Consider the following 25,107-nt stretch of genomic DNA (forward strand, 5'->3'; position numbering starts at 1 on the left):
CACACAGCACTGCTCATACGGGGAACGTGGTTCCGATGCCCATGCCCGTGATCCACTCGGGCACGGGCTCGTAACTCGTCCACACGAGCGGCAGGCCGACGGCGACCTGCCCGATGAGCCAGCAGCGGATCTCGTGCCCGCCGCTGCCGGCGTGGTCCTCGAGCGCCTCGTGCCCGAGGGAGGCCACCTCGCCCGCCTCCCCCGCCACCAGCCGGTCGAGGAACCACTCGTCCCACGCGGCGTTCACGCGGGCGTCCGGGTTGCCTCCCATGGCCTTCACCCGCGGCTCCCGCGCGGCGGCGAACTCGTGGACGTAGGCCCGTCCCCGGATCAGCGACTCGCGCCGCTCCCCCACCACGGAGGGGTCGCGCGGGTCGTTGGACGGTAACCAGTGCGACAGCCCGCCGGACGCGACCACCAGCACCCGTCCGGGGAACTCCGAGGACCGCAGCGCCGCCCCCAGCGCCCGGCCCATCCCGACGCACCGGTCGAGCGACGGCAGCGGCGGCGCCGCCGTGTTGACCACCAGCGGCACCAACGGCAGCGTCGTGCCGCCGGTGATCATCTCGTAGCTCTGCACGATGCCGTGGTCGACGGTCAGCGAGTACGACAGCGACACGTCGAACCCCGCTCCGGCCAGCCCGCCGTGGGCCGACCACGCCAGCGTCCGCTCCACCGGCAACGGGCCCGAGCTGCTGCCGAAGTCGCCGAACCCCACCGCCTCCTCGACGCCGAGCACGAACGGCGGCATCACGTCGTAGAAGTTGGCGTGGAAGTGGTCGGGCCCGATCACGACGATCGCGTCCGGCGCCAGCTCGTCCACGGCCTTGCGCACCCGGTCGGCGTCCCGCAGGAACACCGAGCCGGGCCCGGCGCCGTCCGGTGGCAGCAGCGTCGCGAACGGGCTGTGCGACATCCCGGCGAAACCGATGATCTCGGCCATCAGGACGGGTCCTTTCCGTGCAGCAACCACGTGCGGTGCGTGTCGAGGAACTCGGAGACCTTCTCCCACTGCGGCCAGTGCCCGGCGTCGTCGATGACGTGCAGCCGCGCGTCCGGCAGCCACCTCAGCAGCAGGTCGGCCTCGTCCAGCCCGCCCGTCGGGTCGTGGCTGGTCCACAGCAGCAACGTCGGCGCCGCGACCTCGCCGACCCACGCCGGGTCCCACGCGAAGTCCTTGCGCACCACCGGGTCCTGCAGCACCAGCGTGTTGGTGATGGCCTGCGCGAACCCCGGCCGCGAGTAGACCTGGCGACGCAGGTTCACCAGTTCGTCGGTGACCATCTCCTTGTGGTGGAACAGGAACTCCACCCGCCGCCGCACGGTCTCCTCACTCGGGTCGAGCACCGCGGCCATGGTGCTGTCCCGCATGCGCTGCATGACCTCGGGCTTGTTCGCGATGTTGCCGGGCGTGTTCAGCACGAGACGGTCGACGCGCTCGGGGAAGTGCGCGGCGACCCAAGCGGCCACCCAGCCGCCCAGCGACTCACCGGACAGGTGCGCGCGCTCGACGCCCAACGCGTCCAGCAGCCCGACGAGGTGCTCGGCCAGCACGTCGGTCGTGTACGGCAGGTCGGGCAGGTCGGACCAGCCGTGGCCGATCATGTCGTAGGCGGTGACGTGGAAGTCCTCCGCCAGTCCCGCGATGTCGCGGGAGTAGGCCTCCAGGTGGCCGCCGGTGCCGTGCAGCAGCACGAGTTCCGGGCCGGAACCGGCCTGCAGGACCCTGGTCCGCACGGTGTGGCCGCGCACCGGGACGTCGACGTGCCGCACGGTGTGGTCCACGTGCGACAGTTCGCCCCAGATGCTGACGTGCTCGGGAATCACTGGTCCTCCCCGGGAGGTGTGTCGAAGCGGGCGCGGGCCTCGTCGAAGGTCGCGAGGCCGGCGCTTTGCCTGCGGGCGAGCCCGAAGAGGGCCAGCAGCCGGGAGTTCTCGATTGTCAGGAACTCGACGGGGTGCTCGGTGGAGTCGTTGTAGTGGCGGTGCCACGTCCACGGCGGCGTGTAGACGAACGAGCCGGTCGTCCACGACACGGTCTCGTACTTCTCCGGTTCCCCGTCCTGGATCTCGCTGTGGCCCTCGCCGGAGATCACGAAGTGCACCGTCTCGTGGTGGTGCCGTTGCATGTCCGAGCTCTCACCCGGCGGGATCACCTGGCGGAACAGCTCGAACGTCGACGTCGGCAGCCTGCCCGCGATCCGCAGCGTCGTCGGGTTCGGCACGGCGCCCGGCGGGATCGTCTCCAGCTCGTCGTCGTGCACGACCAGCGGCCGCGCGCCGTTCGGCCGCACGGCGTGCGTGAGCGCCCCGAGGAAGTCGGTCATGGCGAAGTCGGGTCCTGAGGTGGCCAACGCGTTTCTCCTTCAGAGTGCGAACTCGGTGCGGCCGCCGTCGACGGTCAGCACGGTCCCGTTGACGTATGAGGCCTGCGGTGAAACCAGGAACGCCACCGCGGCGGCGATCTCGCCCGGATCCGCGGCGCGCAGGGCCGGGATGTCCCCGAGGTCCGCGGCGGCCGCGGTGTCGTAGTCCACGCCCGCCGCCTCGGCCCTGCGCCGCAGCACCTCCTGCCGCCGGGGCGTCAGGGTCGCACCGGGGGCGACGCAGTTGACCGTGACGCCGTTCGCCGCGAACTGCCGCGATACGAGCTTCATCGCCGACGTCACGGCGGCGCGCAGCACCGTGGACGACGCGAGACCGGGCTGCGGCTGCCGCACGGCCGTCGACGTGATCGCCACGGCCCGCCCGAACCCGCGCGCCGCCATCGGTGGCAACGCCTCCCTCAGCAACGCCAGCGGGCCGAGCAGCAGCAGGTCGAGGTCGCGGTGCCACTGGGCGTCCGAGACCTCGAGGATCCCGCCGGGCGACGGACCGCCCGCGTTCACGACCAGGACGTCGAGCGACCCGCACCGGTCGACGACCTCGTCGACGACGGCGGCGGCCTCGCCCGGATCGGCCAGGTCGCAGACCACGTGGTCCGCGCCGAGTGCCGCGCCCGTCTCCTTCAGCGTGGATTCGGTGCGTCCTGCAAGCACCACCCGATGTCCGCTCTCGATGAGCGCCGCGGCCGTCGCCGCACCGATTCCTCCGGCGCCGCCCCCGACGAGCGCGACCCGCGTGGTGTTTGCGTCCATGAGCTCCTACAGTCGCCGTGTGCGGATGGTTGGCCAAGGATGAGTCCCAGTGGCCGGGACTCGCAGTCCACCGAGCCGAGCGGTTCACTCGAACGCGCGGCGGCGATCCTGGACGCCTTCGACGTGACGCACCGCGAGCTGGGCCTGGCCGAACTGGTGCGCAGATCCGGGCTCCCGCGCTCGACGGTGCACCGGACGGCGGCGCGGATGATCGAGCTCGGCTGGCTCGACAAGCCGCACGACCGCTACCGGATCAGCACCGGCCTGTTCAAGCTCTCCAGCCTGGTGCCCGTGCGGCACGAGCTGCGCGAGGCCGTGCTGCCGTTCCTCCAGGACCTGTACGCCGCCGCCCGCGTGACGGTCCAGCTCGGCGTTCTCGACGGCACCCGCGTGCTGGTCGTGGAGAAGATCGCCGGTCATCGGCCGATGCCGATGCTGCACCAGGTCGGCGGCACGATCCCGGCCCACTGCTCCGCCCTCGGCCGCGCGATGCTGGCGTTCTCCGAGGCGTCCACTGTGGACGCGGTCATCGCCGCGGGCCTGGACCGCCGCACGCCCCGCACGACCACGAGCCCGACGGCGTTGCGCCGGGAGCTCGCCGCGATCCCCGACCAGGGCTGGGCCTACGAACGCGAGGAGGGCAACGTCGGCATCAGCTGCATCGCCGCCCCGATCTTCAACGCCGGTGGTGAGGTCGCCGCGGCGCTGTCGGTGACCGGCCCGAGCGCCGCGGTGCGCCCGGAGCGGATCGGCCCGGCCGTGCGGATGGCGGCCTCGGCGGCGACCCGCGCGTACTCCACCCGGCGCTGGGAGTCCCACTAGCCGGGACTCCTGGTTGGTCGCGGCCGCGGCAGCGCTCCACAGTGTGGTCCGTCACGTCCTCAGCGAGGAGGCCCAGGATGCGTGTCGCGATCATCGGCGCCGGTGTCGCCGGCCTGACCACCGCGAAGGTGTTGTTGCAGGCAGGGCACGAGGTCGAGGTGTTCGACCGGACGCCGGACGTCGGCGGTGTGTGGAGCCGCACGAGGCGCTACCCCGGTCTCACCACGCAGAGCCCGAAGGCCCAGTACTCGTTCTCGGACTTCCCGATGCCGGCGGACCTGCCGGAGTGGCCGACCGGCGCGCAGGTGCAGGCGTACCTGGAGGCCTACACGTGGCACTTCGGTGTCGACGCGTGCCTGCGCCTGGAGACGACGGTGACGTCCGTCGTGCCCGCCGGTGGCGGCTGGGAGCTGACCACGCACACCGGCACGACGTACCGCTACGACCGCGTGGTCGTGGCCAACGGCGTGTTCTGCGAACCGGTCGTGCCGGACTTCCCGGGCCGCGACGAGTTCGAGGCGGCCGGCGGGAAGGTGCTCGCGGGCACCGAGTTCCTCGACGTCGAGGAGGCGCGGGACAAGCACGCGCTCGTCGTCGGGTACGGCAAGTCGGCGTGCGACGTGACGGTGCCGATCAGCGGGGTCGCCGCGAGCACCGACGTCATCGCGAGACAGCTCCTGTGGAAGGTCCCGCGCAAGATCGCCGGCGTCGTGAACTTCAAGATGCTGCTGCTGACCCGCATGGGCGAGGCGCTGTTCCGCTACCGGTTCCTGCGCGGGGTCGAGAAGTTCCTGCACGGCCCCGCGAACGGCCTGCGGCGCTCGCTGCTCAACTCGCTCGGCACGGTGTCGGTGAGGCAGTTCGGGCTCGCGAAGCACGACCTGGTGCCGTCCGGGCAGATGGAGGACATCGTCAAGGGCGCGATCGGCCTCGCCACCGAGGGGTTCTTCGAGGGCGTCGAGTCCGGCGAGATCCGCGTGCACCGCGACCGGACGATCGCCCGGCTGAAGGCGGGCGGCGCCGAACTCTCCGACGGCACCGTGCTGCCCGCCGACCTGGTCGTCTGCGCCACCGGGTTCACGCAGGGCGTGCCGTTCCTGCCCGAAGCGGTGCAGGAGCGGTTGTTCGACGAGCGCGGGAACTTCGCGCTGTACCGGCAGATCCAGCCGCTCGGCGTGCCGGGCCTGTACTTCAACGGCTACAACTCGTCGTTCTTCAGCCCCCTGAACGCGGAGATGGCGGCGCTGTGGATCGCGGCCGACCTGGCGGGAGCGCTCTCCCTGCCGGACCCGGAGACGCGCCGGGCGGACGTGGCGGCGCAGCTCGCGTTCATGGACGAGGCCACGAACACCCACCACTGCCGCGGCACGAAGATCATCCCGTTCTCGCTGAAGAACGCCGACGAGGTGCTCGCGGACCTCGGCCTGCAGATCAGCAAGCTCACCCGCGCGTCGCACTGGTTCAACCCGGTCGCGCCCTCGGCGTACCGCAGGGTCACTCCCCAGCTCCTCGCCCGGATCAGTCGAAATGAGGTTGGAGACCATGGAAACCCCCGTGAAGAAGCATCACGTCTACCGCAGCGGTGAGGGCACGAACGTCGGCGCGATCGGCCTGGGCATCTACACGCGGCTGACCGGAGCGGACACCAAGGGCGCCTACTCGCTGTTCGAGTACGTCGTGCCGCCGAACCTGGGCGGGCCGCCCACCCACATCCACTCGCGCGAGGACGAGCTCTTCACGTGCGTGCAGGGCCGGGTCGTCGTCGAGCTGGACGGCGAGGAACACGTGCTGGGGCAGGGGGATTCGCTGCTGATGCCGCGCGGGGTGCCGCACATGTTCCACAACCCGTTCGACGAGGAGACGCGCGTGGTCGCGGTCGTGTCGCCGCCGGGGCTCGAGAACTACTACCAGGCGTTGTCCGAACTGCCGCCGGGGCCACGCGACATGAAGCTGGTCGCGGAGATCATGGTGCAGCACGGCCTTTCACTGCAGAAGAAGCCATGAGCCCGCGGCCTGGTTTCGACCGCACCGACATGGTGCGGCAGATGTGCGCCGCGGTGGATGCCGGAGACGCCGAGGCGTTCGGCGCCTGGTTCGCCGAGGACGCCACCTACGTCTTCGGCAACAACGAGCCGTTGATCGGCCGCGCCGCCGTGGTGGCCGCGACCGCGGGTGCGGCAGGGGCGTTGCCGTGGGTGCGGCACGTGGTCGACCAGGTCGCCGAGGTCGGGGACCAGCTGTTCTGCCGGTTCACCATCGAGACCGAGGCACCGGACGGCAAGCAGCTCGCGCTGCCCTGCGTGACGGTGATCTGGTTGTCCGGCGACGAGATCGTCGACTACCGCGTGCACATGGACATATCGCCCACGATGGCGTGAACGAGGGGCCCGGACTCGTCCGGGCCCCTTTCGCTATGCCGCTTCGACCTGCTGGGTGGCCGGGCGGCGCACCGTCGCGAGGAACCGCTGGCAGGCCTCGAAGTCCAGCTCGTCGCAGCGCCACGCGACGTGGCCGTCCGGCCGGATCACGTACAGGGCCTGCGAATCCGGCTCGGTGAGTCCGAAGTGGTCGAACACCTGTGTGTCGTCGGCCCGGTGCACGCGGGGGTCCGGCCTGGCCTCGACGCGGGCGACGAGGTGGCTTTCGACGCCCAGCTCCTGGAGCGCTCCGGTGTGGACGGTGATCTCGTCGGCGCTGAGGTGCCTGCGGGACAACGCGATCACGTGCAGCCGGTAGCCCTGCAGCAGGTCGAACACCTGCTCCCGGTCGTTGATCCGGGCGTCGGGAACGCGGTGCCCGGCTAGCGGGCCCTCCAGCGAATGCAGCAGCGCGTTGACGTTGATCTCGCTGGGCCGGTAGCCGAGGCCTATTTGCGAGAGCCGGTGGAACGACCTGCGGTGCGGGATCGGCGCCGCCGACATCCGGCCGACGAGGAACGGGCCCGCGGTGTCGCGCAACCACGCCTTCCAGCCGCGCAGTCCCGCCGCGACCCGGTAGAGGCGGTCGGTGAACTTCAGCAGCCGCACACCCGCCGGGTGGCGTTCCGCGGAGTAGGTGTCGAGCAGGTCGACGTCCTCGTTGATCGCCGTCGCGAGCTTCCAGGCGAGGTTGGCGGCGTCGTGCAGGCCGGTGTTCATGCCCTGGCCGCCCGCCGGGGAGTGGATGTGGGCGGCGTCGCCGACGAGGAACCCCCGCCCGCGCCGGTAGTCGTCGACGCCGCGCAGGTGGACCTGGTAGCGGCTGGTCCAGATCGGCTCGCTGAGGGTGACGTCGAGGTTCATCGCCTTGCGCAGCTCGGTCTGCAGGGTGCCGAGGTCGAACTCGGCCTTCGGGTCGCCGAAGTCGGTGACCATGACCCGGGACGTCTCGGCGCCGTGCAGCGGCAGGAAAAGACCGATGCGGTCGCGGTTCACGAACACCCGGAAGTGCGCGTGGTCGAGCGGCCACTCGACCCTGCAGTCGGCCAGGAGGTAGCGCTGGCCGTACTTGTCGCCGTCGAAGCTGAGCCCGAGCTGCTGCCGCACGGTGCTGTGCGCGCCGTCCGCGCCCACGACGTACTGGGCGGTGATCGTGCGTTCCCCGACCAACGCCGTGACCGCGTTCTCGGTCTGGTGCAGCCGGGTGAGCCGAGTGTCGCGCCGGACCGTGACGCCGTGCCGGGCGAGGTCCTGGAGCAGCACCTCCTCCACTTCGGACTGCGGCGCCATGAGGATGAACTGGTACGGCGTCGTCGCGGCCTTCGCGCGGTCGAAGTCGAGACCGCCGACGTGCCTGCCCCTGATGTGGAACCGGATGCCTGTGGTGACGACACCGCGCGCGAGCAGTTCGTCCGCGAGCCCGATGCTCCTGAACAGCTCGACCGTGCGCGCCTGCACGGCGAACGCCCGCGACTCGGTGGCCGGCCCGGTGCCGGCGTCGACCACGCACACCCTGACGCCCTGGCGGACCAGCAGCGCGGCCGTCATCAGGCCGCTCGGGCCCGCGCCGACGACGAGGACGTCGCAGTCGTAGCGGGCGAGCCGCGGTCCGGTGGTCCTGGGTGGCGCGACCGTCGGTTCCGGACGGGTGCGCGACCTGCCGAGGCCGGCCAGGAACCCTCCGCCGGGGCGGGCGGTGACCTGCGGCAGCGGGTTGCCGGTCAGCCGTCCCCACAGGCGGCGGGTGAGGAGGAAGAGCAGTGTGACGACGGCGAAGATCAGCAGACCCACGGCTACCTCCCCGCCGGCAGGTCGCTCGACATGCGCAGGAACTGCTGGACCAGCGGCCCGGTGACCAGGGGCTGGACCGCGCGGACGAACTCCTGCACGTACGGCTCGGCGAGGTGCTTCTCGAGGTCCTGCTTCGACCGGAACACCTCGTAGATCACGAACCGCGAGCGGTCGGCGCGGTCGCGGTGGACGTGGAACTCGATCGAGCCCTCCTCCGCGCGCAACGGCTCGACCAGGCCCAGGATCAACGCCTCGACCTCGTCCTCGTGGCCAGGCCTGGCCTGCGCGAAGCCGAGGTGCGTGTACGGACCGGTCTCGTCGGCGTCCGGTTCGGGCAGGACGACTCGCACGTCGCTCATCGGGGTCTCCTCCAACTGCTCAACGGATGGTGAATTCACCATCGCAGCCGGGGAGAGGGCGGTCACAGCGCGAGTCCCAGCGAGCGGGACTGCGCGCGGAGGGGTGCGTGTGCCGCCGGTATACAAGCCGAATGCCGGGCGTCGACGGTGCGTCGACACCCGGCATTCGCAGGCGATATCCGATATATCGGGGGTGGGCCGACCCGAGGGACGCCTGCCAGCGTGCGGCTGGCAGCCGAACCCAGGCGCCAGGCCCGCAGGCAGGAGCCGGAGCTCACCCCCGCGGGCCAGCCCGGGCATCACGCGCCGAAGAAGACCTCGGCCTCTTCGTAGCGCTCCGCCGGAACCGTCTTGAGCTCGGCCGTCGCCTCCGACAGCTTCACCCGGACGATGTCGGTGCCGCGCAGCGCGACCATCGTGCCGAAGTCACCGGCGGCGACGGCGTCGACGGCGTGCAGGCCGAAGCGGGTCGCGAGGACGCGGTCGTAGGCGGTCGGCGTGCCACCGCGCTGGATGTGGCCGAGGACGGCCGCGCGGGACTCCTTGCCGGTGCGGTCCGCGATCTCCTCCGCGAGCCACTGGCCGACGCCGCCGAGGCGGACGTGGCCGAAGGCGTCGCGCTCACCGGAGTGCAGCACCTCGGCGCCGCCCTCGGGGATCGCGCCCTCGGCGACGACGATGATCGGTGCGAACTCGCTCTCGAAGCGGCGCTCGACGTGCTCGACGACCTTGTCGACGTTGAACGGGCGCTCCGGGACGAGGATGACGTTGGCGCCACCGGCGAGGCCGGAGTGCAGCGCGATCCAGCCCGCGTGACGGCCCATGACCTCGACGACGAGTGCGCGGTGGTGCGACTCGGCCGTGGTGCGCAGGCGGTCGATGGCCTCGGTCGCGATGTGGACGGCCGTGTCGAAGCCGAACGTGTAGTCCGTGGCGCCGAGGTCGTTGTCGATCGTCTTCGGCACACCCACGACGCCGATGCCGTCGTCGGTGAGGCGCTTGGCGACACCGAGGGTGTCCTCGCCGCCGATCGCGACGATGGCGTCGATGTTGTTCGCCGCGATGGTCTCGCGGATGCGGTCGACACCGCCCTCGACCTTGTACGGGTTCGTGCGCGACGATCCCAGGATCGTGCCACCGCGGGTCAGGATCTCCTCGACGTCCGCGAGGTCGATCGACTTGGTGAGGTTCTCGATCGGGCCCTGCCACCCGTTGCGGAACCCGACGATCTCCCAGCCGTGCGCCTTGATCCCCTTGCGGACCACGGCCCGGATCACGGCGTTCAGACCGGGGCAGTCACCACCGCCAGTGAGCACACCGATGCGCATCTGCTTCCCCATCTCTCGTGTTCTGTGTCACGCAGACTTTCACGAGCTGTATCGGTGCAGCAACGTGGGGTCTCACTCAGCGGACAGGAAAGCCGATTTTCCTGCGGTGTTCCTCGATCACCTTCCAGCGCGCGAGGTTGTGCCGCGCGTCGGCGAGGGCGTCGTGCACGTCGGCAGGAGGGGCCGGCAGCTTGGGGCGGCCGACGTCGTCCCAGCGCTGGCGCAGGTCGCGGGTGAACCTCGGCAGGGCGCGCGGCAACGCCGGCATGGCGCCCCACAGCTGCGCCAGCGCCACGTGGTCGTACGCGGCGAACCACGCCCACAGCTCGACCTCGTCGCGGGCGGCGTTGCGGGCGCCGAGGAAGTCGAGCAGGTCCTCGCGGATGCGCTCGCGGCTGCGCCATGCCTTGTCCGCGGGCGAGGGCAGCTGGTTGAGGACGTTCTGCCGCACCCACGGACCCGCGCGATCGGGGTCGAACTCGGTGGACACGGCGTAGAACTCGCGGCCTTCCTCGTCGACCACGCCGATCGACACGAGGTCGATGGTCAGCCCGTCCTCGATGAACTCACAGTCGTAGAAAAACCGCACCGCGACACCCTAGGGGTGCGGTCAGCTCACCTTCGTCTCGGGCACCCGGTCGCTCTTCTTGCCCTGTTCGGGCACGTCGGCGGTCTGCTCCTTGGCCTTGGCCGCGTAGACGTCGACGTACTCCTGGCCGGAGAGCTCCATCAACGAGTACATGATCTCGTCGGTGATCGAGCGCAGCACGAACCTGTCGCCGGACAGGCCCTCGTAGCGGGAGAAGTCGAGCGGCTTGCCGATCTTGATGCGGATCGGGTGCGGCTTCCACATGCGGGAGCCGATGGGGTTGGCCTTGTCCGTGCCGAACATCGCCACGGGGATGACCGGCGCGCCGGACTCCAGCGCGATCCAGGCGACACCGACCTTGCCCTTGTACAGGCGGGCGTCGGGCGAGCGCGTGCCCTCGGGGTAGATGCCGAGCAGCTTGCCCTCGCGCACGATCCGCACGCCGGTGTCGAGCGCCCCCTGCGCGGCTGAGGCGCTGGACCGGTCGATCGGCACCTGGCCGACGCCGGAGAAGAACCACTTCTGCAGCTTGCCCTTGAGGCCCGTGCCGGTGAAGTACTCGATCTTGGCCGGGAAGGTGACGCGCCGCGACAGCATCAGCGGCAGGAAGAACGAGTCGGAGACGGCGAGGTGGTTGCTCGCCAGGATCGCCCCGCCCTCCTTGGGGATGTTCTCGGCGCCCTCGATGATCTTGGGCTGGAAGAACAGCCGCAAGATCGGTCCCAGGAGGACGTGCTTCATGATCCAGTACAGCACAGCGGGAAGCGCCTCCCTAGACACCGAACCTTGATCCCGGCATCCAGCCTACGGAGCCGACGGCACCTCACACAACGAATCCCGGGTTAGTGCGTGACGCGCGCGCTGAGCCGACTGCCGTAACCCGCAACACATCCGGCCCGTGCAACGATGAGGGGTCAGAGGGTGGCGGCACTTGGAGAGGCTCTGGATGAACGCCCGGCGCGACTCGACCGACGGCCCCGAGAACGTCGACGAGCTCTTTGCCGAGATCGTCGCGGGTCTCGAGCGGGACGGGGTCGGCAAGGACTGGCTCGACCTCGACGACGCGAGCCCGGAGGGCACGGAGCCGGGCGGCGCGAAGGCGCGCGACGACGTCGCCGACGACATCCCCCCTGACGTGGAAGAAGAGCCCGAACCACGCGACCCGGCAGACGAGGACCACTACGTGCCGCCGGAGCCTCCGCCGTTCCCCGTGCTGCGCGCCTCGACGTTCGCCGCCCTCGGTCTCTTCGTGCTCGGCATCCTCCTGCTGGTCGCGCCCGGCATCTTCGGACTGCACTCGAGCGTCGGCACGCCGTTGTCGCTGGTGGCGCTCTGCGCGGGCGTCGGCTGGCTGATCCTGCGCATGCGCAACACCCCGCCGCCCGACTCCGGGTGGGACGACGGCGCCCAGGTGTGACACGTCACGGCCCGTCCGGTAACGGCGTGATAACGGCCACTCAAACCTTCAGATAACGATTCGGTCATGCTTACCGTGTCGGGCATGGACCAGATGCAGCACCTGATGATGGCCCGCGCCATGGCGACCCTCGGCAAGAAGGACGTGGCCAAGCGCCGTCGCCCGCGCATCCTGCGCCTGCTGGGCCGCTAGACCCGGACGTTCGCGGTGGGCGAACAACCCCCGACGTCGCCCACCGCGGACGTTCACTTCGTCTTGCGCAGCGCCTCCGGCTTGTGGACCGCGTCCCTGCCGCTCTTCGCGCTCTCCACGCGGTACTGGGGCTCCTCCTTCGAGGCCTTCACCTTCCGCCCCGCCGCCTCCGTCTCCGTGGTGATCTCCTCCTTGACCTCGCCGTGCGTCGTCGAACCGTGGCTCGACCACTCGACCTCGTCACCGGGCTTGTAGGGGTGCTTCGTCATGAACGCGGGGTACCCCACTCGGACGAACCAACCCGAGCGGGAGGACCAACGTGAGCGACGACGACCAGGAGCAGACGCGCAAGGACTTCGGCGACGCGGTCAACATGACCGCCGGCACGCTGGAGAAGTGGCTCGGCACCGACGAGTCCAAGGAGGTCGGCGACAAGCAGTCCGGCGAGTCGACCGGACACGCGTCGGGCCGGCGCATCGTGTCGTTGCTGCGCAAGAAGCGCGACGACCTGACCGACGACGACCTCAAGCACATGCGCAAGGTCGTCGGCTACGTCCACCGCCACCTCGCCCAGCGGCCGGGCGGGGACGTCGAGGACAGCCGCTGGCGTTACTCGCTGATGAACTGGGGTCACGACCCGCTCAAGAAGTAGCCCTAGGAGCGGCGCGAGTGGTTCCTGGAGCCGCGCGTCGTCAGCTGAGCCGCCGTCTCGCGGGCCAGGGTCGCCGCGCCCACGATGCCGGCGTCGTCGCCGAGCTGCGCCGTGCGGATCCTGGCCAGCGGCCGGTGGCCCGCGCCCGTGACGACGGAGGCGTAGCGCTCGCGGGCGTCGTCGAGGAACAGCGGCGCCGACGTCGACACCCCTCCCCCGATGACGATCACCTCGGGGTCGTAGACGTCCGCGACCAGCGCCAGGCCCTCGCCGAGCCACCGGGCCAGGTCGGCCATCGCGCGTTTGGCGAGCGGGTCGCCGTCGCGCGCCGCGCCCGCCACCCGGCGGCCGGTCACCGCGCGGGAGTCGCCCGCGGCCTCGCGGGCGAGGACGGTCGACACACCGGGGTGCTTGGCCAGCAGTTCGACGGCCGTGGCGCTCAGGGCCGTGCCGCTGCAGTAGCGCTCCCAGCAGCCGTTCTTGCCGCACGGGCACGGGCGGCCGTCCGGGACGACGCGCAGGTGGCCCAGTTCGGGGGCGACGCCGTGCGCGCCGCGGAAGACCTCGCCGTCGAGCAGCAGCGCGGCGCCGATGCCCGTGCCGATGGCGACCAGCACGGCGGTCTTGGCGCCGCGGGCCGCGCCGAAGCGGTGTTCGGCCAGGGCGGCGGCGTTCGCGTCGTGCTCCAGCACCACCGGCATGCCCAGGCGGTCGCTCATGCGCTCGGCGACGTTGACCTGCCGCCACGCCAGGTGCGGCGCGAACCGGACCGTGCGGCGGTCCGAGGCGATGAACCCCGCCACCGCGAGGCCGACCGCCGTCACGGTGTGGCGGTCCGCCACCTCCTCGACGGCGGCGACGATCGCGTCCTCCAGGGCGCGCTCGCTCGTGGGGGTGGGGGCGCGGGAGGTGTCGAGGACCGAGCCGCGCGGGTCCACGACACCCGCGCGCACGCTGGTCCCGCCGATGTCCACTCCGACGGTGAGCACTAGTCGGTCTTCCTGACGACCTTGATGTGCTGCACGCGCTGCCCGGCGTCGTGGCCGGAGTCCTGCGCGGGCTCCTCCGCGGCGGGTGCCGGGGGCGCACCGGGCTCGCGCAGGGCCGCGCGCAGCACCGCGACCAGGCCCGCCGCGTGCTCGGCGGCCTTCGCGGCCAGCTCGGAGCGGTCGCCGCGCAGCAGCGCCACGCCGTTGCACAACGGGCACCAGCCGCACGTCTCGGGCGTGTGCGCGCCGTCGCCCGCCTCGGCCACGCGCTGCAGCCACGGCTGCATGCGCTCGGCGGCGGTGTCGATGAGCAGCCGCAGCTCCTCGGCGAGCTTGCCGGTGTTGTCCTGGGTCATCTACTGGCTCCTAGCGCCCCGATTTATCGCCACAGCGACGGGTCGGGACGAAATCCCACCGTCACGCCACCCGAGTCCATCTCCGCACCGGTGACGATGCAGCGCCTGAGCAACGACGGCAGCGCCACGAGCCGGCGCCGCCCGTCCACGGTCAGCGCGAGGTCGTCGCCGACGCGCGCGAGGTCGAGCTCCGTGTCGTCGGCCAGCGGCAACGCGATCCGCAGCGAGTACCGGGCGTCGAGCCCGCGTCCGCTGCCCGACACCTCCAGCATCGACGCCGCCTCCGCGTCGCCCGGCAACGGGTCCGCGTCGCCGTAGAGCTGGTCGGCGACCTCCAGCAGCGCCGTCACGCCCACGGGTTCCGACGCGCGGTGGTCGACCGTGCGGATCTCGCCGATGCCGGTCAGCTCGGCGAGCACCGCGTCCTGTTCCTGGCGGCGGGTGCGCAGCCAGGTGGCGGCGGCACCGCGCGCGGCCCCCGGTGAGGGCACCAGCCGGTTGGCGATCACGCTGTCGACGCGGATGCCCTGCAGCGCCAGCGCGGTCAGCGTGCGGCGGGTCTCGGCGGCGACGACCCGTTCGGGTGTCAGCACCAGCCGCACCGAGCACGACGACGGGTCGGCGAGCATCGAGCGCAGCGCGTCCAGCCGTTCGGCGAGACGGCTCAGCGCGTCGGCCGTCGCGTCCCACTTCTCGACGGTCCCGGTGCCCGCGACGCCCGCGAGCAGGCCGCGCACCACCCGCCGGTGGGTCGGGAAGAGCCGTTCGAGGTACCCGGCGAACGCCTCGGGCAGCGACAGCAGCCGCAACGTCTCAGCGGTCGGCCCGCAGTCGACGACCACGACCTCCCACGGCCCGGAGGCCGCGAGCCTGCGCACCTCGGCCAGGGCGAGGAGTTCCTCGACGCCCGGCAGCACGGTGAGCTCCTCGGCGTCGAGCTCGTCGACGCCGGCGCCCGCGAGCACGGTCCGCAGGTGGCCGCGCAGCTCGCCCCACGCCTCGTCGACGAGGCCGCGCGGGTCGATCTGGCACGCGAACAGGCCGCCTGATCCGTCCACTTCGGACGGTTCGGCGCCGAGGCGCACGTCGAGCGCGTCGCCCAGCGAGTGCGCGGGGTCGGTGGAGACCACGAGCGCCTTGCGCCCGTGCGCGGCCAGCGAGGCGGCCGTGGCAGCGGACAGCGTCGTCTTGCCGACCCCGCCCTTGCCGGTGAAGAGCAGGACCCGGCTCAAGCCGCCTTCTCCGCGCGCTTCTTGAGCTCCTTGAGCGCGGTGTCGAGGATCAGCTTCTCGGCCTTGCGGCGGAACAGCCCGATCATCGGGATCACCAGCTGCACCGACAGCGTGTACGTGACCTTGGTGCCGGTGCCGGACGGCGCGAGCACGTAGCTGCCCTGCTGCGCCTTCTGCATCGTGCCCTTGACGAGGTGCCACTTGACCGACAGGCCGTCGGCCGCCCAGTCGTAGGCCAGGGTGTACTCGTCCTTGACGGGGCCCTGGTCGATCGCGAACCGCACCTGCTGGGCACGGCCGTCGTCGGAGGTGTCGAGGACCTCGACCTCTTTCATCCCGTTCGCCCAGTCCGGGTACGACGGGAAGTCCGAGATGATCGCCATGATCTTCTCTGGCGGAGCGTCGATGACGATGGACTGAGTGGACTCGTCGGCCATAGACGTGGAGGTTACTCGCGTGGCTACCAGTTCAGGACGTGAGGCTTGCCGCTGCGCTGGAAGTGCCCGACGTTGACGCACTCGGTGTGCCCGAGGCGCACGCGCCGGGCCAACGGCTGGTGCACGTGCCCGAACACCGACCAGCGCGGACGTTCGCGGTGGATCTTGTCCAGCGCGGCCCGCGAACCCCACTCCGGCCGTCGCGCGACGACGTCGTAGGTCAGTTCCGGGACCAACGGCGGGATGTGCGTGCACAGCACGTCGACCTGCCCCATCCGGTCCAGCGCGTCCGCCATGTCCTCCTCCGTGCGCACGTACGGGAACCACGGCGCGTTGGGGTTGCGGACGAGTCCCGGTACCGCGAGCCCGCCTCCCGCGAAGCCGAACTTGAGCCCGCCGATCTCCGCCGCCTCGCCGTCGAGGACGTGCACCCCGTCGCCGGCGAACCGCGGCCACAGCTGCGGACTGTCCACATTGCCCGGTGTCGCGTACGTCGGCGCGGACATGGCGCTGAACAGCGCGTGGTACTGCTCCAGCACCGCTTCCTCGACGACGGACCGCGCGTCGGCGAGACCGTCCCACAGCGACCGGATGTAGCTCGCCGTGTCCGCGCGCCGGGTGCCGCGCCGCAGTTCGGCGAAGATCCCGACCTTCTCCGGCCCGAAGACGCGGCCGAGGATGCCCTTGGAGTGGTCGTGGTAGTCGACGAAGTCGATCAGGTCGCCGAGCACGACGAGGGCGTCGGCCCCGTCACCGGCGCGCGCCAGCGCCTCGGCGTTGCCGTGGACATCGGAAACCACGTGAACCCGCACGGTTCCAACTTAGTTGACGCCGCATGGAGGTGTTCCGCGAGACGGAAGTCGAGCAAGATCACCCTGCCGGCGGGCAGCCGGCCGGGCGACCGTCCTCCAGGGTCAGCTTGAGCCCCAGCGAGACCGACTTCGCGTCGAGCTGGCGGCGTTGCACCTCACGGCGGGCGTCGCGCGGCGTGAACGAGCCGGAGGGCGGATCAGCGCGGAGGAAGTAGTGCAGCACGGTGCCGTCGAGGACGGGTTCGAGCCAGACCTCCATCGTGCCGACGAGCGCCCCGCCGACGGTCCAGCGCAGGCCCTCGTCACCGCGGTTCGCGTAGACGTCGAGCTCGAGGTCGGGCCAGAACTCCCGCCATGCCGGGGGCGAGGCGAAAGCCGCGGCGACCACGCTGGGTGGTACCGCGAGGAAAGTCTCGTCGACGACGTCCACGCTGGCCATGAGGACAAAAGGTAACGGAAGGGCGTACCGACCTTTGTATCGCCGGAATCACACGCTAAGTTTCCCGACCAGTAACATTTCACCGTACGGAGGTTGACGTGCGCGAGTTCAGCGTCCCCGCCACCGCCGCTGTGGCTCCGGAGGAGAACCTCACCGACATGGTGTGGGCCAACGCGGAGCGCTTCGGCAACGCCGTCAGCTTCCGCAGGCAGGTCGACGGCACCTGGGTCGACATCACCGCGCGTGACTTCGCCGCGCAGGTGATGGCCGTCGCGAAGGGCCTGGTAGCAGCAGGTCTGGAGCTCGGCGACCGGGTCGGCCTCGTGTCCAAGACGCGCTACGAGTGGTCGTTGCTCGACTTCGCCATCTGGGCGGCGGGCGGCGTCGTGGTGCCCATCTACGAGACGTCGTCGGCGGACCAGATCGAGTGGATCCTGTCCGACTCCGGCGCGAAGGCGGTGTTCGTCGAGGCGTCGCAGCACCGCGCGCTGGTCGACGAGGTCGTCGGCAAGCTGCCCGAGCTGCGCCACGTGTGGCAGGTCGAGGGCTCGGCCGCGGCGGTCGACGAGCTGACCGCGCTGGGTGCCGAGATCACCGACGAGCAGGTGCACGAGCGCCGCGGGCAGGTCCAGGCGGAGCACACGGCGACGCTGGTCTACACGTCCGGCACCACCGGCCGTCCCAAGGGCTGCACGCTGACGCACCGCAACCTGCTGTCCGAGGTGCGGTCGGCGCTGTCGCGGTTCCCGGAGATCCTCACGGCCGGCAACTCGCTGCTGCTGTTCCTGCCCCTCGCGCACATCCTGGCGCGCGCCCTGTACCTCGCGTGCGTGTACTCGCGGGTGACGCTGGGCCACACGGCCGACGTCAAGAACCTCGTCGAGGACCTCGGCCAGTTCCGGCCGACGTTCGTCGTCGCGGTGCCGCGCGTGTTCGAGAAGGTCTACAACGGCGCGAAGCAGAAGGCGCACGCGGGCGGCAAGGGCAAGATCTTCGACGCCGCCGAGGCCACGTCCGTCGCGTACAGCCAGGCGCTGGACGACGGCGGCCCCGGCATCGGCCTGCGGATCAAGCACGCGGTGTTCGACAAGCTGGTGTTCTCGAAGCTGCGCGCCGCCCTCGGTGGCCGCGCGATGGCGGCGGTGTCCGGTGGCGCGCCGCTGGGCGACCGGCTGTCGCACTTCTTCCGCGGTGCGGGCGTCCCGGTCTACGAGGGCTACGGCCTGACCGAGACGTCGGCGGCGGCGTGCGTGACGTTCCGCGGCCAGGAGAAGGTCGGCACGGTCGGCCTGCCGGTGCCCGGCACGTCGGTCAGGATCGCCGAGGACGGCGAGATCCTGATCAAGGGCGACATCGTCTTCACCGGCTACTGGAACAACGAGGCCGCCACCAAGGAGGCCCTCGAGGACGGCTGGTTCCACACCGGCGACATCGGCGAGCTCGACTCCGACGGCTACCTCAAGATCACGGGCCGCAAGAAGGAGATCATCGTCACCGCCGGTGGCAAGAACGTCTCCCCCGCGCAGCTCGAGGACCGCATCCGGGCGCACCCGCTGATCTCGCAGTGCATGGTCGTCGGCGACAAGCAGCCGTTCATCGGCGCGCTGATCACGATCGACCCGGAGTTCTTCCCGTCGTGGAAGGAGTCGCACGGCAAGCCGGCGTCGGCCGAGGTCCCGGACCTGATCGAGGACGCGGACCTGCTGGCCGAGATCCAGGCCGTGGTGGACGAGGCGAACAAGTCGGTGTCCAAGGCCGAGGCGATCCGCAAGTTCCGGGTGCTGCCGGTCGACTTCACCGAGGCGGGCGGCGAGATGACGCCGTCGCTGAAGCTGAAGCGCTCCGTCGTGGCGACGACCTACTCGGCGGACATCGACGCGATCTACGCGAAGTAGCGGGCGGAAAGCGCGAAAGGCCCAGGAGCTCTGCGAAGCTCCTGGGCCTTTCGACCCCCAGCGATCGTGATCCGCGGAGAACTCCGCAGAACCCGAGAAGTTTGTTGCCCCGGCCCCCCGACCGGGACGTGGAGAAGATTGCCCGACGGCGCTGACGTATCGCTGACGCGCCGATGTCACCCGGCGACAGAGCGCGCATAGGCTGTCGGGCAGACGGGGATCGTCCGGCTCGCGCGAGGGGAAGGCAATGGCTTCGGGTCCGCAGTTCCGGCTGCTCGGCCCGCTGGAGGTGCGCCTGGACGGCGCCGCTGTCGTACTGCGAGCGGGCAAGCACAGAGCGTTGCTGGCGGCGTTGCTGCTGCGACCGAACCGCGTCGTTCCCGTGACGGAACTCGTCGAGCACGTGTGGGGGGACACACCTCCCGCGCGCACGCGTGGCACGTTGCAGACGTACGTCATGCGGTTGCGTGCGGCTCTGGGCGACCCCTCGCTGATCCAGACCGCGGCTGACGGCTATCGGATGCGTGTGGATCCGTCTGCCGTGGACGCGCATCAGTTCGCTGAGGCGGCGGCTCGCGGCCGTGCGGCGGTCTCCTCGGCTGACCTGGTCACGGCGCGGAAGGCGTTCGCCGAGGCGTTGGAGCTGTGGCGCGGGCCGGTGTTGTCCGACGTACCGTCCGAGACGTTGTACGCCGAGCACGCCCCCCGGCTGACCGAGCTGCTGATGACGGTGCACGAGCAGCGGGTCGACGTCGAGCTGGCGCTGGGCAACCACGCGGACCTGCTGCCGGAGCTGTTCGGGCTGACGCGCGACCACCCGTTGCGGGAGCGGTTCTGGGCGCAGCTGATGCTCGCGCTGTACCGCAGCAGCAGGCAGGCGGAGGCGCTGGAGGCGTTCCGGCAGCTCGACCGGACCCTGGACGAGCAGCTGGGCATCGACCCCTCGGCCGAGCTGCGGTCGCTGCACCAGGCGATCCTGGTCGGGTCGCCGGAGCTCGCGGCGCCGGTGGTGAAGCCCGCTGCCGTCGTGCGGGAGCCCGCGGCACCGATGCGGCTGCCGGACGACATCGCGGACTTCACCGGGCGGTCCGCGCACGTGGAACGGATCTCCGGGCTGGTCACGGGGTCGGTGCCGATCGTGACGCTGGCGGGGCCGCCGGGGGTGGGCAAGACGACGCTGGCGGTGCACGTGGCGCACCTGCTGCGGGACCGGTTCCCGGACGGGCAGCTGTACGTCGACCTGCGCGGCTACGCCCTGGGCGCGCCCGCGGACGGGGTGGACGTGCTGTCGAGGTTCCTGCGGGCGCTGGGCGTGCCGCCGGACGAGATCCCGCCGGACGCGGACGAGCAGAGCACGATGCTGCGGTCGTTGCTGTCGGGCCGGCGGATGCTGCTGGTGCTCGACAACGCCTCCGCGCCCGACCAGGTGCGTCCGCTGCTGCCGGGGACGGCGTCCTGCCGCGTGCTCGTGACGTCGCGCGACGACCTGCGCGGGCTGATCGCCCTGAACGGCGCGCGGACGGTGCCGGTGGACGTGTTCTCGCCGGCCGAGTCGGAGTCGTTGCTGTCGACCCTGCTGGGGCCGGGTTACCACGGGGAGCTGGCGCAGCGGTGCGGGCACCTGCCGCTCGCGTTGCGGGTGGCGGCCGCGTACCTGGCCGGACGGGACGACGTGACGATCTCGGGCTCGCCGATCGAGCTCGCGTACGCCGCGCTACCTCCCGCGCCGCAGCGGCTGTTCCGGCTGTTGTCGGTGGTGCCGGGACCGGACTTCACCGCCGAGGCCGCCTCCGCGCTGGCCGACGTCGACGCGGACGGCCTGCTGGCGGTGCTGGCGATCGCGCGGCTGGTGGTGTCCCCGGCGCCGGGCCGCTACCGGTTCCACGACGAGCTCGTCCGCTACGCCGCCGCGCTGCGCGAGGAGTCGGACACCCCGGCCGAGCAGCAGGTGGCGTGGACCGCCCTGCTGAACCACTACCTGCGCGGCGTCGAGCGCTGCGCCGAGCTGCTCTACCCCGGGATCGTGCGGCTCCCGTCGTCGTCCACGGGCCCGGCCCCGCGGATCTCGACCGCGGCCGAGGCCCTGACGTGGCTCGACGCGGAACGCCCGAACCTCATCGCCGCCATCCGGCACGCCGCCGAGCACGGCCCGGCCACGATGGCCTGGCAACTGGCCGACGCGCTGCGCGGCTACCTCTGGATGGGCCAGCACGTGGGCGAGTGGCTCGCGACCGCGCACCACGGCCTGCAGGCAGCGCAGGCGTCCGCCCACCGCCCGGCCGAGGCCGCGATGCACGCGAACCTCGGCACCCTCTACCTGCGCCTGGGCGAGTACGCGCGCTCCGTCGAGCACCACGACCACGCCGTCGAGCTCTACCGGGAGCTCGGTGACAGGGACGCCGAGGCGGGCGTGCTCAACAACCTCAGCCTGGTGCACCGCCGCTCGGGCGACCTGGTCGCCGCCCGGGACGCCCTGCTGCGCTGCCTGGAGATGCTGCGCCCGTCCTCGGCGGACAGCGTCAGCACCGGCCTCTACAACCTGGGCCAGCTGGCCGTGGAACTGGGCGAGGTCGACGGCGCCGTCGACCACTTCTCGCAGGCGCTGGCCCTCGCCCCGAACGCCGACAGCCACACGTACCTCGGCATGGCGCTGCGCCTGCAGGGACGCCTGGACGAGGCCCGCGCCCACCTCGAACGGGCCCTGGAGATCGGCAACGTCCCCGCCGGCGAGGCCGAGGCGCTGGAGAACCTCGCCGCCCTGGAACTCGCCTCGGGCAACACCCTGGAGGCCCTCTCGCTGGCGTCGCGGGCCCTGTCCCTGGTGGCGGACGGCGGCGACCAGCAGGTGGCGACGTCGGTCCGCCTCACCCTCGGCGAGACCCGCCGCGCCCTGTCCGACCTCGACTCCGCCGCGGGCCTGTTCGAGCAGGCCCTGACGACGGCACGGCGGATCGGCTACGCCTCGGGCGAGGTCCGGGCGCTCATCGACCTCGCCGTGGTGCTGCGCGACCTGGACCGCGACGCCGACGCCCGGTCGACCGCGGACCAGGCGGCGCGGCGCGGTGCGGAACTGGGGCTGCGCGCGCTGGAGAACAGGGCCCGCGAACTCGCCTGAGGCCGCCCACCCGTCGCGCACGCCGAGCAGACGACACCGAGCCCAGCGCCCCACCTGGGAGCCTGGTCCGCCGACCCGGCCGATATACCGGATATCAGCCGATGAGGCCTTCGAGCCGGTGCGCCAGCTGGTCCCAGCGCCAGTGGTCGCTGACCCACTCGCGCCCCGCACGTCCCATCTTCGCGGCCATCTCGGGATCGGCGAGCAGCGACGCGACGCGTTCGGCGACGTTCTCGACGTCGCGGCCGTCGACGACGTTGCCGGTGATGCCGTCCCGCACGGTCTCAGGAGCGCCGCCGGACCGTCCGGCCACCACGGGCAGCCCGGTCGCGGACGCCTCCAGGTAGACGATGCCGAGCCCTTCGACGTCGAGGCCGCGGCCGCGCGTGCGGCAGGGCATCGCGAAGACGTCGCCCGCGTTGTAGTGCGCGGGCAGTTCCTCCCACGGCACGGAGCCGGTCAGCACGACGTCCCGGGAACCGCCGGCCAGCTTCTCGAGCGTTCCCCGGTACGGCCCACCGCCGACGATCAGCAGCGCCGCGTCCGGCACCGACCGCTGGATCAGCGGCAGCGCGCGGATCAGGACGTCCTGGCCCTTGCGCGGCACGAGGCGGGACACGCACACGACCACGGGCCGGTCGCCGAGGCCGTAGCGGCGGCGCATCTCGGCGCGCGCGGCCGGGTCCGGGCGGTACTGCTCGGTGTCCACTCCGGACGGCAGGTGTTCGAGCGCCGCCATTGGGCCGAACGCCGCCGCGAACCGCGAGCGGGTGTAGCGGCTGACGTAGGTCACGACGTCCACACCGGACCCGATCGCGCGCAACGCCTGCCGTGCGACCGGCAGCATCGACCAGCCGACCTCGTGCCCGTGCGTGCTCGCCACCGCGCGGCTGAGCCCGAGCGACGGCGCCATCAGCGCGAGCGGTGCCGCCGCTCCGAACCACGCGGCCTCGCACGACTCGGCACGGGCGATGTCGCGGGCGCGGGACAGCACGTCCGGCGTCGGCAGCATCAGCGACGTGGGGTGCCGCACCACGGGGAACGGCTGTTCGGCGTCGAACTCGTCCGAGCCCTTCCACTTCGGCGCGTACACGACGAGCGAGTCCTGGGGCAGCCGTGTCGCCAGGGAGTGCAGGTAGGACTGGATGCCACCGGGGCGGGGCGGGAAGTCGTTGGTCACCAGCAAGGTTCGGCGCACGAACCCAACGCTATCCGATGCTCTTGATCAGGAAATCGCGCCAGCCCGCCACGTCGACGACGCCGGAGTCCACCGCGGACGACGACGCGTACCGCAGGTAGAAGTCCACGACGCCACGCTCCCCCAGCCCCGACTCCAGGTAGACCACGACCGAGTACGCCTGCTGGTAGGCGAGGTCGCGGCCGGCACCGCCGAAGTCGACCGGCAGTGCCGAGACCTCGGGCGTGAGCAACGGCGCGGTCTGCCGCAGCGACAACCCCAGGCCGTGGAACGCCACCCAGTCGGCGAACCCCTCCACCAGCCAGAGCGGGGCCGAGTCCGACGTCAGGTCGCGCGTCGCGACGTGCGTGATCTCGTGCCGCAGCAGCACCTTCAGCTCCAGGTCCGACAACGCCGCCGCACGCACCCGGTTGAGGACGACGCGCTGCCCGGAGCCGTCCCTGATGGCCACCCCGGCCATGTCGGCGAACGCCGGCCCGACGAGCGTCACGAACTCGCTGCCGGACGCGGGGACGACGACGTCGACGCGCCTCACCCAGCTGATATCCAATATATCGGCGACGCCGTCGACGGACGTGTCGAGCAGGCCTGACACGCGTGACGCCAGCTCACCGTCACAGGAACTGCTGGTCACCGTGCCCGACGCCGTCGTCAGCACGCTCTCGTCGCATCGGGGCGCCACGAGCGGCGGCGCCTCGACCGGCCGCAGGGCGACGGTGACGCCCAGCAGGAACGTCATGGCGACGGTGATCGCCAGCAACGTCCGGAGGTGCCTCACCGGCGCAACGTTAGTGGCGTGGCACAGAACGTTGGCGGCGCATCCGCGCTCAGCAGGATCCGTCGCCGTCTGACCACGAATACACCGGCAACGTCCTGAGCCACACCACTAGCCCTCGATGCGGCGGATCACCGCGATGGGCCCGATGGCGTCGATGGGCGCGATCTTCACCGGCTGCCCCTCGGTGGAGGCGTGCACGGCCCGCGTGCCGTCGACGGCCATGGCGACGTGCGACCGGCTCGCGTAGTAGACGATCAGGTCGCCCGCGCGGACGTCGTCGCGCGACACCACGCGGCCGACCCCGGCCTGGCCGCCGGACGTGCGCGGGATCGTGATCCCGGCGGCCGCGTACGCCTTCATCGTCAGCCCCGCGCAGTCCCACTGGTCGAAGCCCGTGCCGCCGTACCTGTACTCGTCGCCGCGCTGCGCCAGCGCGAACGTCAGCGCGGTGCCCGCCACCCCGGACGGCGTGCTGATCGGCGAGCGGTCCCCCGGATCGCGCAGCTGGTTCACGACGGAGGTGGGCAGCCGCGTCAGCGCCGTCCGCACCTCGGTGATCTGCGCCTGCAACGCCTGGTTGCGGCCGTCCAGCTCGCCCTTCAGCTTCTCGGCCGCCGCGGTGGTCTCCGCGGCGCGGGCGCGCGCGTTCTCGGCCACCTGGTGCGCCTGGCGGGCCTTCTCCACCGCGCCGGACAGGCGGGCGAGCGACTCGGCCTTGTCCGCGGCCAGGACCCGCATCATCTCCAGGCGGTTCAGGAAGTCCTGCTGCGAGTCCGCCACGAGCAGCGCCGACAGCTGGTTGAACCGGGCGCCCTCGAACGACGCCTGGGCGATGAGGTCGACCTGGCCCTGGAAGTCGTCGCGGTCGCGCTTGGCCTGCCGTTCGACCTGCTGCGCCGCCGCCACCGTCGCGGTCGCTCGGTCGAGCTCGGCCCTGCGCTGGTCGAGGTCCTCCTGCGCGCGCAGGACCTCCTCGTTGAGCTTCGTCGCCTGCGCTGTCAGGTCCGCGTACGCGCGCGCGGGATCCGCCGGCTGTGCCGCTAACGAAGCAGCGGGAGCGGCCGTCAACAACATCAGGAGAACCACGAGAACACGGGTGGAGTTGCGCGACATGAGGTCGCCGATCCCCTTCGCCAGAACCAGACCGTCAAG

At 71.5% G+C, this 25,107-nt stretch carries 27 protein-coding genes; 8 read left to right on the forward strand and 19 right to left on the reverse strand.

What is annotated here, in order from left to right; translation table 11 throughout:
- Positions 1-13 precede the first annotated feature (13 nt).
- From ND450_RS22435 to ND450_RS22450, 4 genes are read right to left on the reverse strand one after another with little or no spacing between them, the layout of a single operon-like run.
- Complete coding sequence (locus tag ND450_RS22435; RefSeq protein WP_253320726.1) at positions 14-943, reverse strand: 2,3-dihydroxyphenylpropionate 1,2-dioxygenase; 930 nt, start codon at positions 941-943, stop codon at positions 14-16.
- Complete coding sequence (locus tag ND450_RS22440; RefSeq protein WP_253320727.1) at positions 943-1,827, reverse strand: alpha/beta fold hydrolase; 885 nt, start codon at positions 1,825-1,827, stop codon at positions 943-945. Before ND450_RS22440 ends, ND450_RS22435 begins: the two co-directional genes overlap by 1 nt.
- Positions 1,824-2,354, reverse strand: coding sequence for a cupin domain-containing protein (locus tag ND450_RS22445; RefSeq protein ID WP_253320728.1), 531 nt, complete (start codon positions 2,352-2,354; stop codon positions 1,824-1,826). Before ND450_RS22445 ends, ND450_RS22440 begins: the two co-directional genes overlap by 4 nt.
- Before the next feature lie 12 nt (positions 2,355-2,366).
- Entirely contained in the window at positions 2,367-3,137 is a 771-nt protein-coding gene (locus ND450_RS22450; protein WP_253320729.1) for an SDR family oxidoreductase, read from the reverse strand.
- A 39-nt stretch (positions 3,138-3,176) separates the two neighbouring features.
- Between ND450_RS22450 and ND450_RS22455 the strand changes: the two genes are divergently transcribed.
- From ND450_RS22455 to ND450_RS22470, 4 genes are all read left to right on the forward strand, one after another.
- The gene (locus ND450_RS22455) at positions 3,177-3,959 is read left to right on the forward strand and encodes an IclR family transcriptional regulator (protein ID WP_253320730.1); all 783 of its coding nucleotides are present in this window, start codon (positions 3,177-3,179) and stop codon (positions 3,957-3,959) included.
- A 77-nt stretch (positions 3,960-4,036) separates the two neighbouring features.
- Positions 4,037-5,545 carry an NAD(P)/FAD-dependent oxidoreductase gene (locus tag ND450_RS22460; protein ID WP_253320731.1) on the forward strand — a complete coding sequence of 503 codons (1,509 nt, stop codon included), beginning with the start codon at positions 4,037-4,039 and terminating at the stop codon, positions 5,543-5,545.
- On the forward strand, positions 5,514-5,963 hold the full coding sequence (locus tag ND450_RS22465) for a cupin domain-containing protein (RefSeq protein ID WP_253320732.1): 450 nt from the start codon (positions 5,514-5,516) through the stop codon (positions 5,961-5,963). Before ND450_RS22460 ends, ND450_RS22465 begins: the two co-directional genes overlap by 32 nt.
- The gene (locus ND450_RS22470; protein WP_253320733.1) at positions 5,960-6,337 is read left to right on the forward strand and encodes a nuclear transport factor 2 family protein; all 378 of its coding nucleotides are present in this window, start codon (positions 5,960-5,962) and stop codon (positions 6,335-6,337) included. The genes ND450_RS22465 and ND450_RS22470 overlap by 4 nt, the downstream gene beginning before the upstream one ends.
- Before the next feature lie 33 nt (positions 6,338-6,370).
- On the opposite strand, the gene ND450_RS22475 is transcribed toward ND450_RS22470, so the two are convergent.
- The 5 genes from ND450_RS22475 to ND450_RS22495 form a co-directional block, all read right to left on the reverse strand.
- Complete coding sequence (locus tag ND450_RS22475) at positions 6,371-8,167, reverse strand: FAD-dependent monooxygenase (RefSeq protein ID WP_253320734.1); 1,797 nt, start codon at positions 8,165-8,167, stop codon at positions 6,371-6,373.
- A gap of 2 nt (positions 8,168-8,169) precedes the next feature.
- Positions 8,170-8,526 carry a putative quinol monooxygenase gene (locus tag ND450_RS22480; protein ID WP_253320735.1) on the reverse strand — a complete coding sequence of 119 codons (357 nt, stop codon included), beginning with the start codon at positions 8,524-8,526 and terminating at the stop codon, positions 8,170-8,172.
- Between the two features lie 299 nt (positions 8,527-8,825).
- Positions 8,826-9,854: a 6-phosphofructokinase gene (locus tag ND450_RS22485; RefSeq protein ID WP_089928455.1), complete on the reverse strand. Its 1,029-nt coding sequence runs from the start codon at positions 9,852-9,854 to the stop codon at positions 8,826-8,828.
- A 76-nt stretch (positions 9,855-9,930) separates the two neighbouring features.
- On the reverse strand, positions 9,931-10,443 hold the full coding sequence (locus ND450_RS22490) for a polyadenylate-specific 3'-exoribonuclease AS (RefSeq protein WP_253320736.1): 513 nt from the start codon (positions 10,441-10,443) through the stop codon (positions 9,931-9,933).
- Between the two features lie 21 nt (positions 10,444-10,464).
- The gene (locus ND450_RS22495; protein WP_253327974.1) at positions 10,465-11,199 is read right to left on the reverse strand and encodes a 1-acyl-sn-glycerol-3-phosphate acyltransferase; all 735 of its coding nucleotides are present in this window, start codon (positions 11,197-11,199) and stop codon (positions 10,465-10,467) included.
- Positions 11,200-11,374: 175 nt separating this feature from the next.
- On the opposite strand from ND450_RS22495, the gene ND450_RS22500 reads away from it, so the two are divergent.
- Complete coding sequence (locus tag ND450_RS22500) at positions 11,375-11,860, forward strand: hypothetical protein (protein WP_245786738.1); 486 nt, start codon at positions 11,375-11,377, stop codon at positions 11,858-11,860.
- Positions 11,861-12,105: 245 nt separating this feature from the next.
- Here ND450_RS22500 and ND450_RS22505 read toward each other — a convergent pair whose 3' ends face one another.
- A complete protein-coding gene (locus ND450_RS22505; protein WP_253320737.1) occupies positions 12,106-12,321 on the reverse strand; it encodes a DUF2945 domain-containing protein in 216 nt (71 codons plus the stop codon).
- Positions 12,322-12,371: 50 nt separating this feature from the next.
- On the opposite strand from ND450_RS22505, the gene ND450_RS22510 reads away from it, so the two are divergent.
- Positions 12,372-12,704, forward strand: a complete 333-nt coding sequence (locus ND450_RS22510) for a DUF3140 domain-containing protein (RefSeq protein WP_256557241.1) — start codon at positions 12,372-12,374, stop codon at positions 12,702-12,704.
- A 2-nt stretch (positions 12,705-12,706) separates the two neighbouring features.
- On the opposite strand, the gene ND450_RS22515 is transcribed toward ND450_RS22510, so the two are convergent.
- From ND450_RS22515 to ND450_RS22540, 6 genes are read right to left on the reverse strand one after another with little or no spacing between them, the layout of a single operon-like run.
- A complete protein-coding gene (locus tag ND450_RS22515) occupies positions 12,707-13,678 on the reverse strand; it encodes an ROK family glucokinase (protein WP_371927782.1) in 972 nt (323 codons plus the stop codon).
- 14 nt (positions 13,679-13,692) lie between these two features.
- On the reverse strand, positions 13,693-14,049 hold the full coding sequence (locus ND450_RS22520) for a hypothetical protein (protein ID WP_253320739.1): 357 nt from the start codon (positions 14,047-14,049) through the stop codon (positions 13,693-13,695).
- 23 nt (positions 14,050-14,072) lie between these two features.
- Entirely contained in the window at positions 14,073-15,281 is a 1,209-nt protein-coding gene (locus ND450_RS22525) for an ArsA family ATPase (RefSeq protein ID WP_253320740.1), read from the reverse strand.
- The gene (locus ND450_RS22530; RefSeq protein ID WP_253320741.1) at positions 15,278-15,718 is read right to left on the reverse strand and encodes an SRPBCC family protein; all 441 of its coding nucleotides are present in this window, start codon (positions 15,716-15,718) and stop codon (positions 15,278-15,280) included. Before ND450_RS22530 ends, ND450_RS22525 begins: the two co-directional genes overlap by 4 nt.
- Positions 15,719-15,741: 23 nt before the next feature.
- On the reverse strand, positions 15,742-16,530 hold the full coding sequence (locus tag ND450_RS22535) for a metallophosphoesterase (RefSeq protein ID WP_253320742.1): 789 nt from the start codon (positions 16,528-16,530) through the stop codon (positions 15,742-15,744).
- Between the two features lie 58 nt (positions 16,531-16,588).
- Positions 16,589-16,969: a polyketide cyclase / dehydrase and lipid transport gene (locus ND450_RS22540; protein WP_089928373.1), complete on the reverse strand. Its 381-nt coding sequence runs from the start codon at positions 16,967-16,969 to the stop codon at positions 16,589-16,591.
- 98 nt (positions 16,970-17,067) lie between these two features.
- Here ND450_RS22540 and ND450_RS22545 point away from each other — a divergent pair, with 98 nt between their 5' ends.
- Both ND450_RS22545 and ND450_RS22550 read left to right on the forward strand, forming a co-directional pair.
- Positions 17,068-18,864 carry a long-chain fatty acid--CoA ligase gene (locus tag ND450_RS22545; RefSeq protein WP_253320743.1) on the forward strand — a complete coding sequence of 599 codons (1,797 nt, stop codon included), beginning with the start codon at positions 17,068-17,070 and terminating at the stop codon, positions 18,862-18,864.
- 247 nt (positions 18,865-19,111) lie between these two features.
- Positions 19,112-21,979, forward strand: coding sequence for a BTAD domain-containing putative transcriptional regulator (locus ND450_RS22550; protein WP_253320744.1), 2,868 nt, complete (start codon positions 19,112-19,114; stop codon positions 21,977-21,979).
- A gap of 94 nt (positions 21,980-22,073) precedes the next feature.
- On the opposite strand, the gene ND450_RS22555 is transcribed toward ND450_RS22550, so the two are convergent.
- From ND450_RS22555 to ND450_RS22565, 3 genes are all read right to left on the reverse strand, one after another.
- Positions 22,074-23,177, reverse strand: coding sequence for a glycosyltransferase family 4 protein (locus ND450_RS22555; protein ID WP_253320745.1), 1,104 nt, complete (start codon positions 23,175-23,177; stop codon positions 22,074-22,076).
- A gap of 10 nt (positions 23,178-23,187) precedes the next feature.
- Positions 23,188-23,955, reverse strand: a complete 768-nt coding sequence (locus tag ND450_RS22560) for a basic secretory family protein (RefSeq protein WP_253320746.1) — start codon at positions 23,953-23,955, stop codon at positions 23,188-23,190.
- Between the two features lie 108 nt (positions 23,956-24,063).
- On the reverse strand, positions 24,064-25,068 hold the full coding sequence (locus ND450_RS22565; protein WP_253320747.1) for a C40 family peptidase: 1,005 nt from the start codon (positions 25,066-25,068) through the stop codon (positions 24,064-24,066).
- Positions 25,069-25,107: the final 39 nt, after the last annotated feature.

The sequence above is a fragment of the Lentzea sp. HUAS12 genome (assembly GCF_024125735.1).
GTDB classification, from domain to species: Bacteria; Actinomycetota; Actinomycetes; order Mycobacteriales; family Pseudonocardiaceae; genus Lentzea; species Lentzea albida.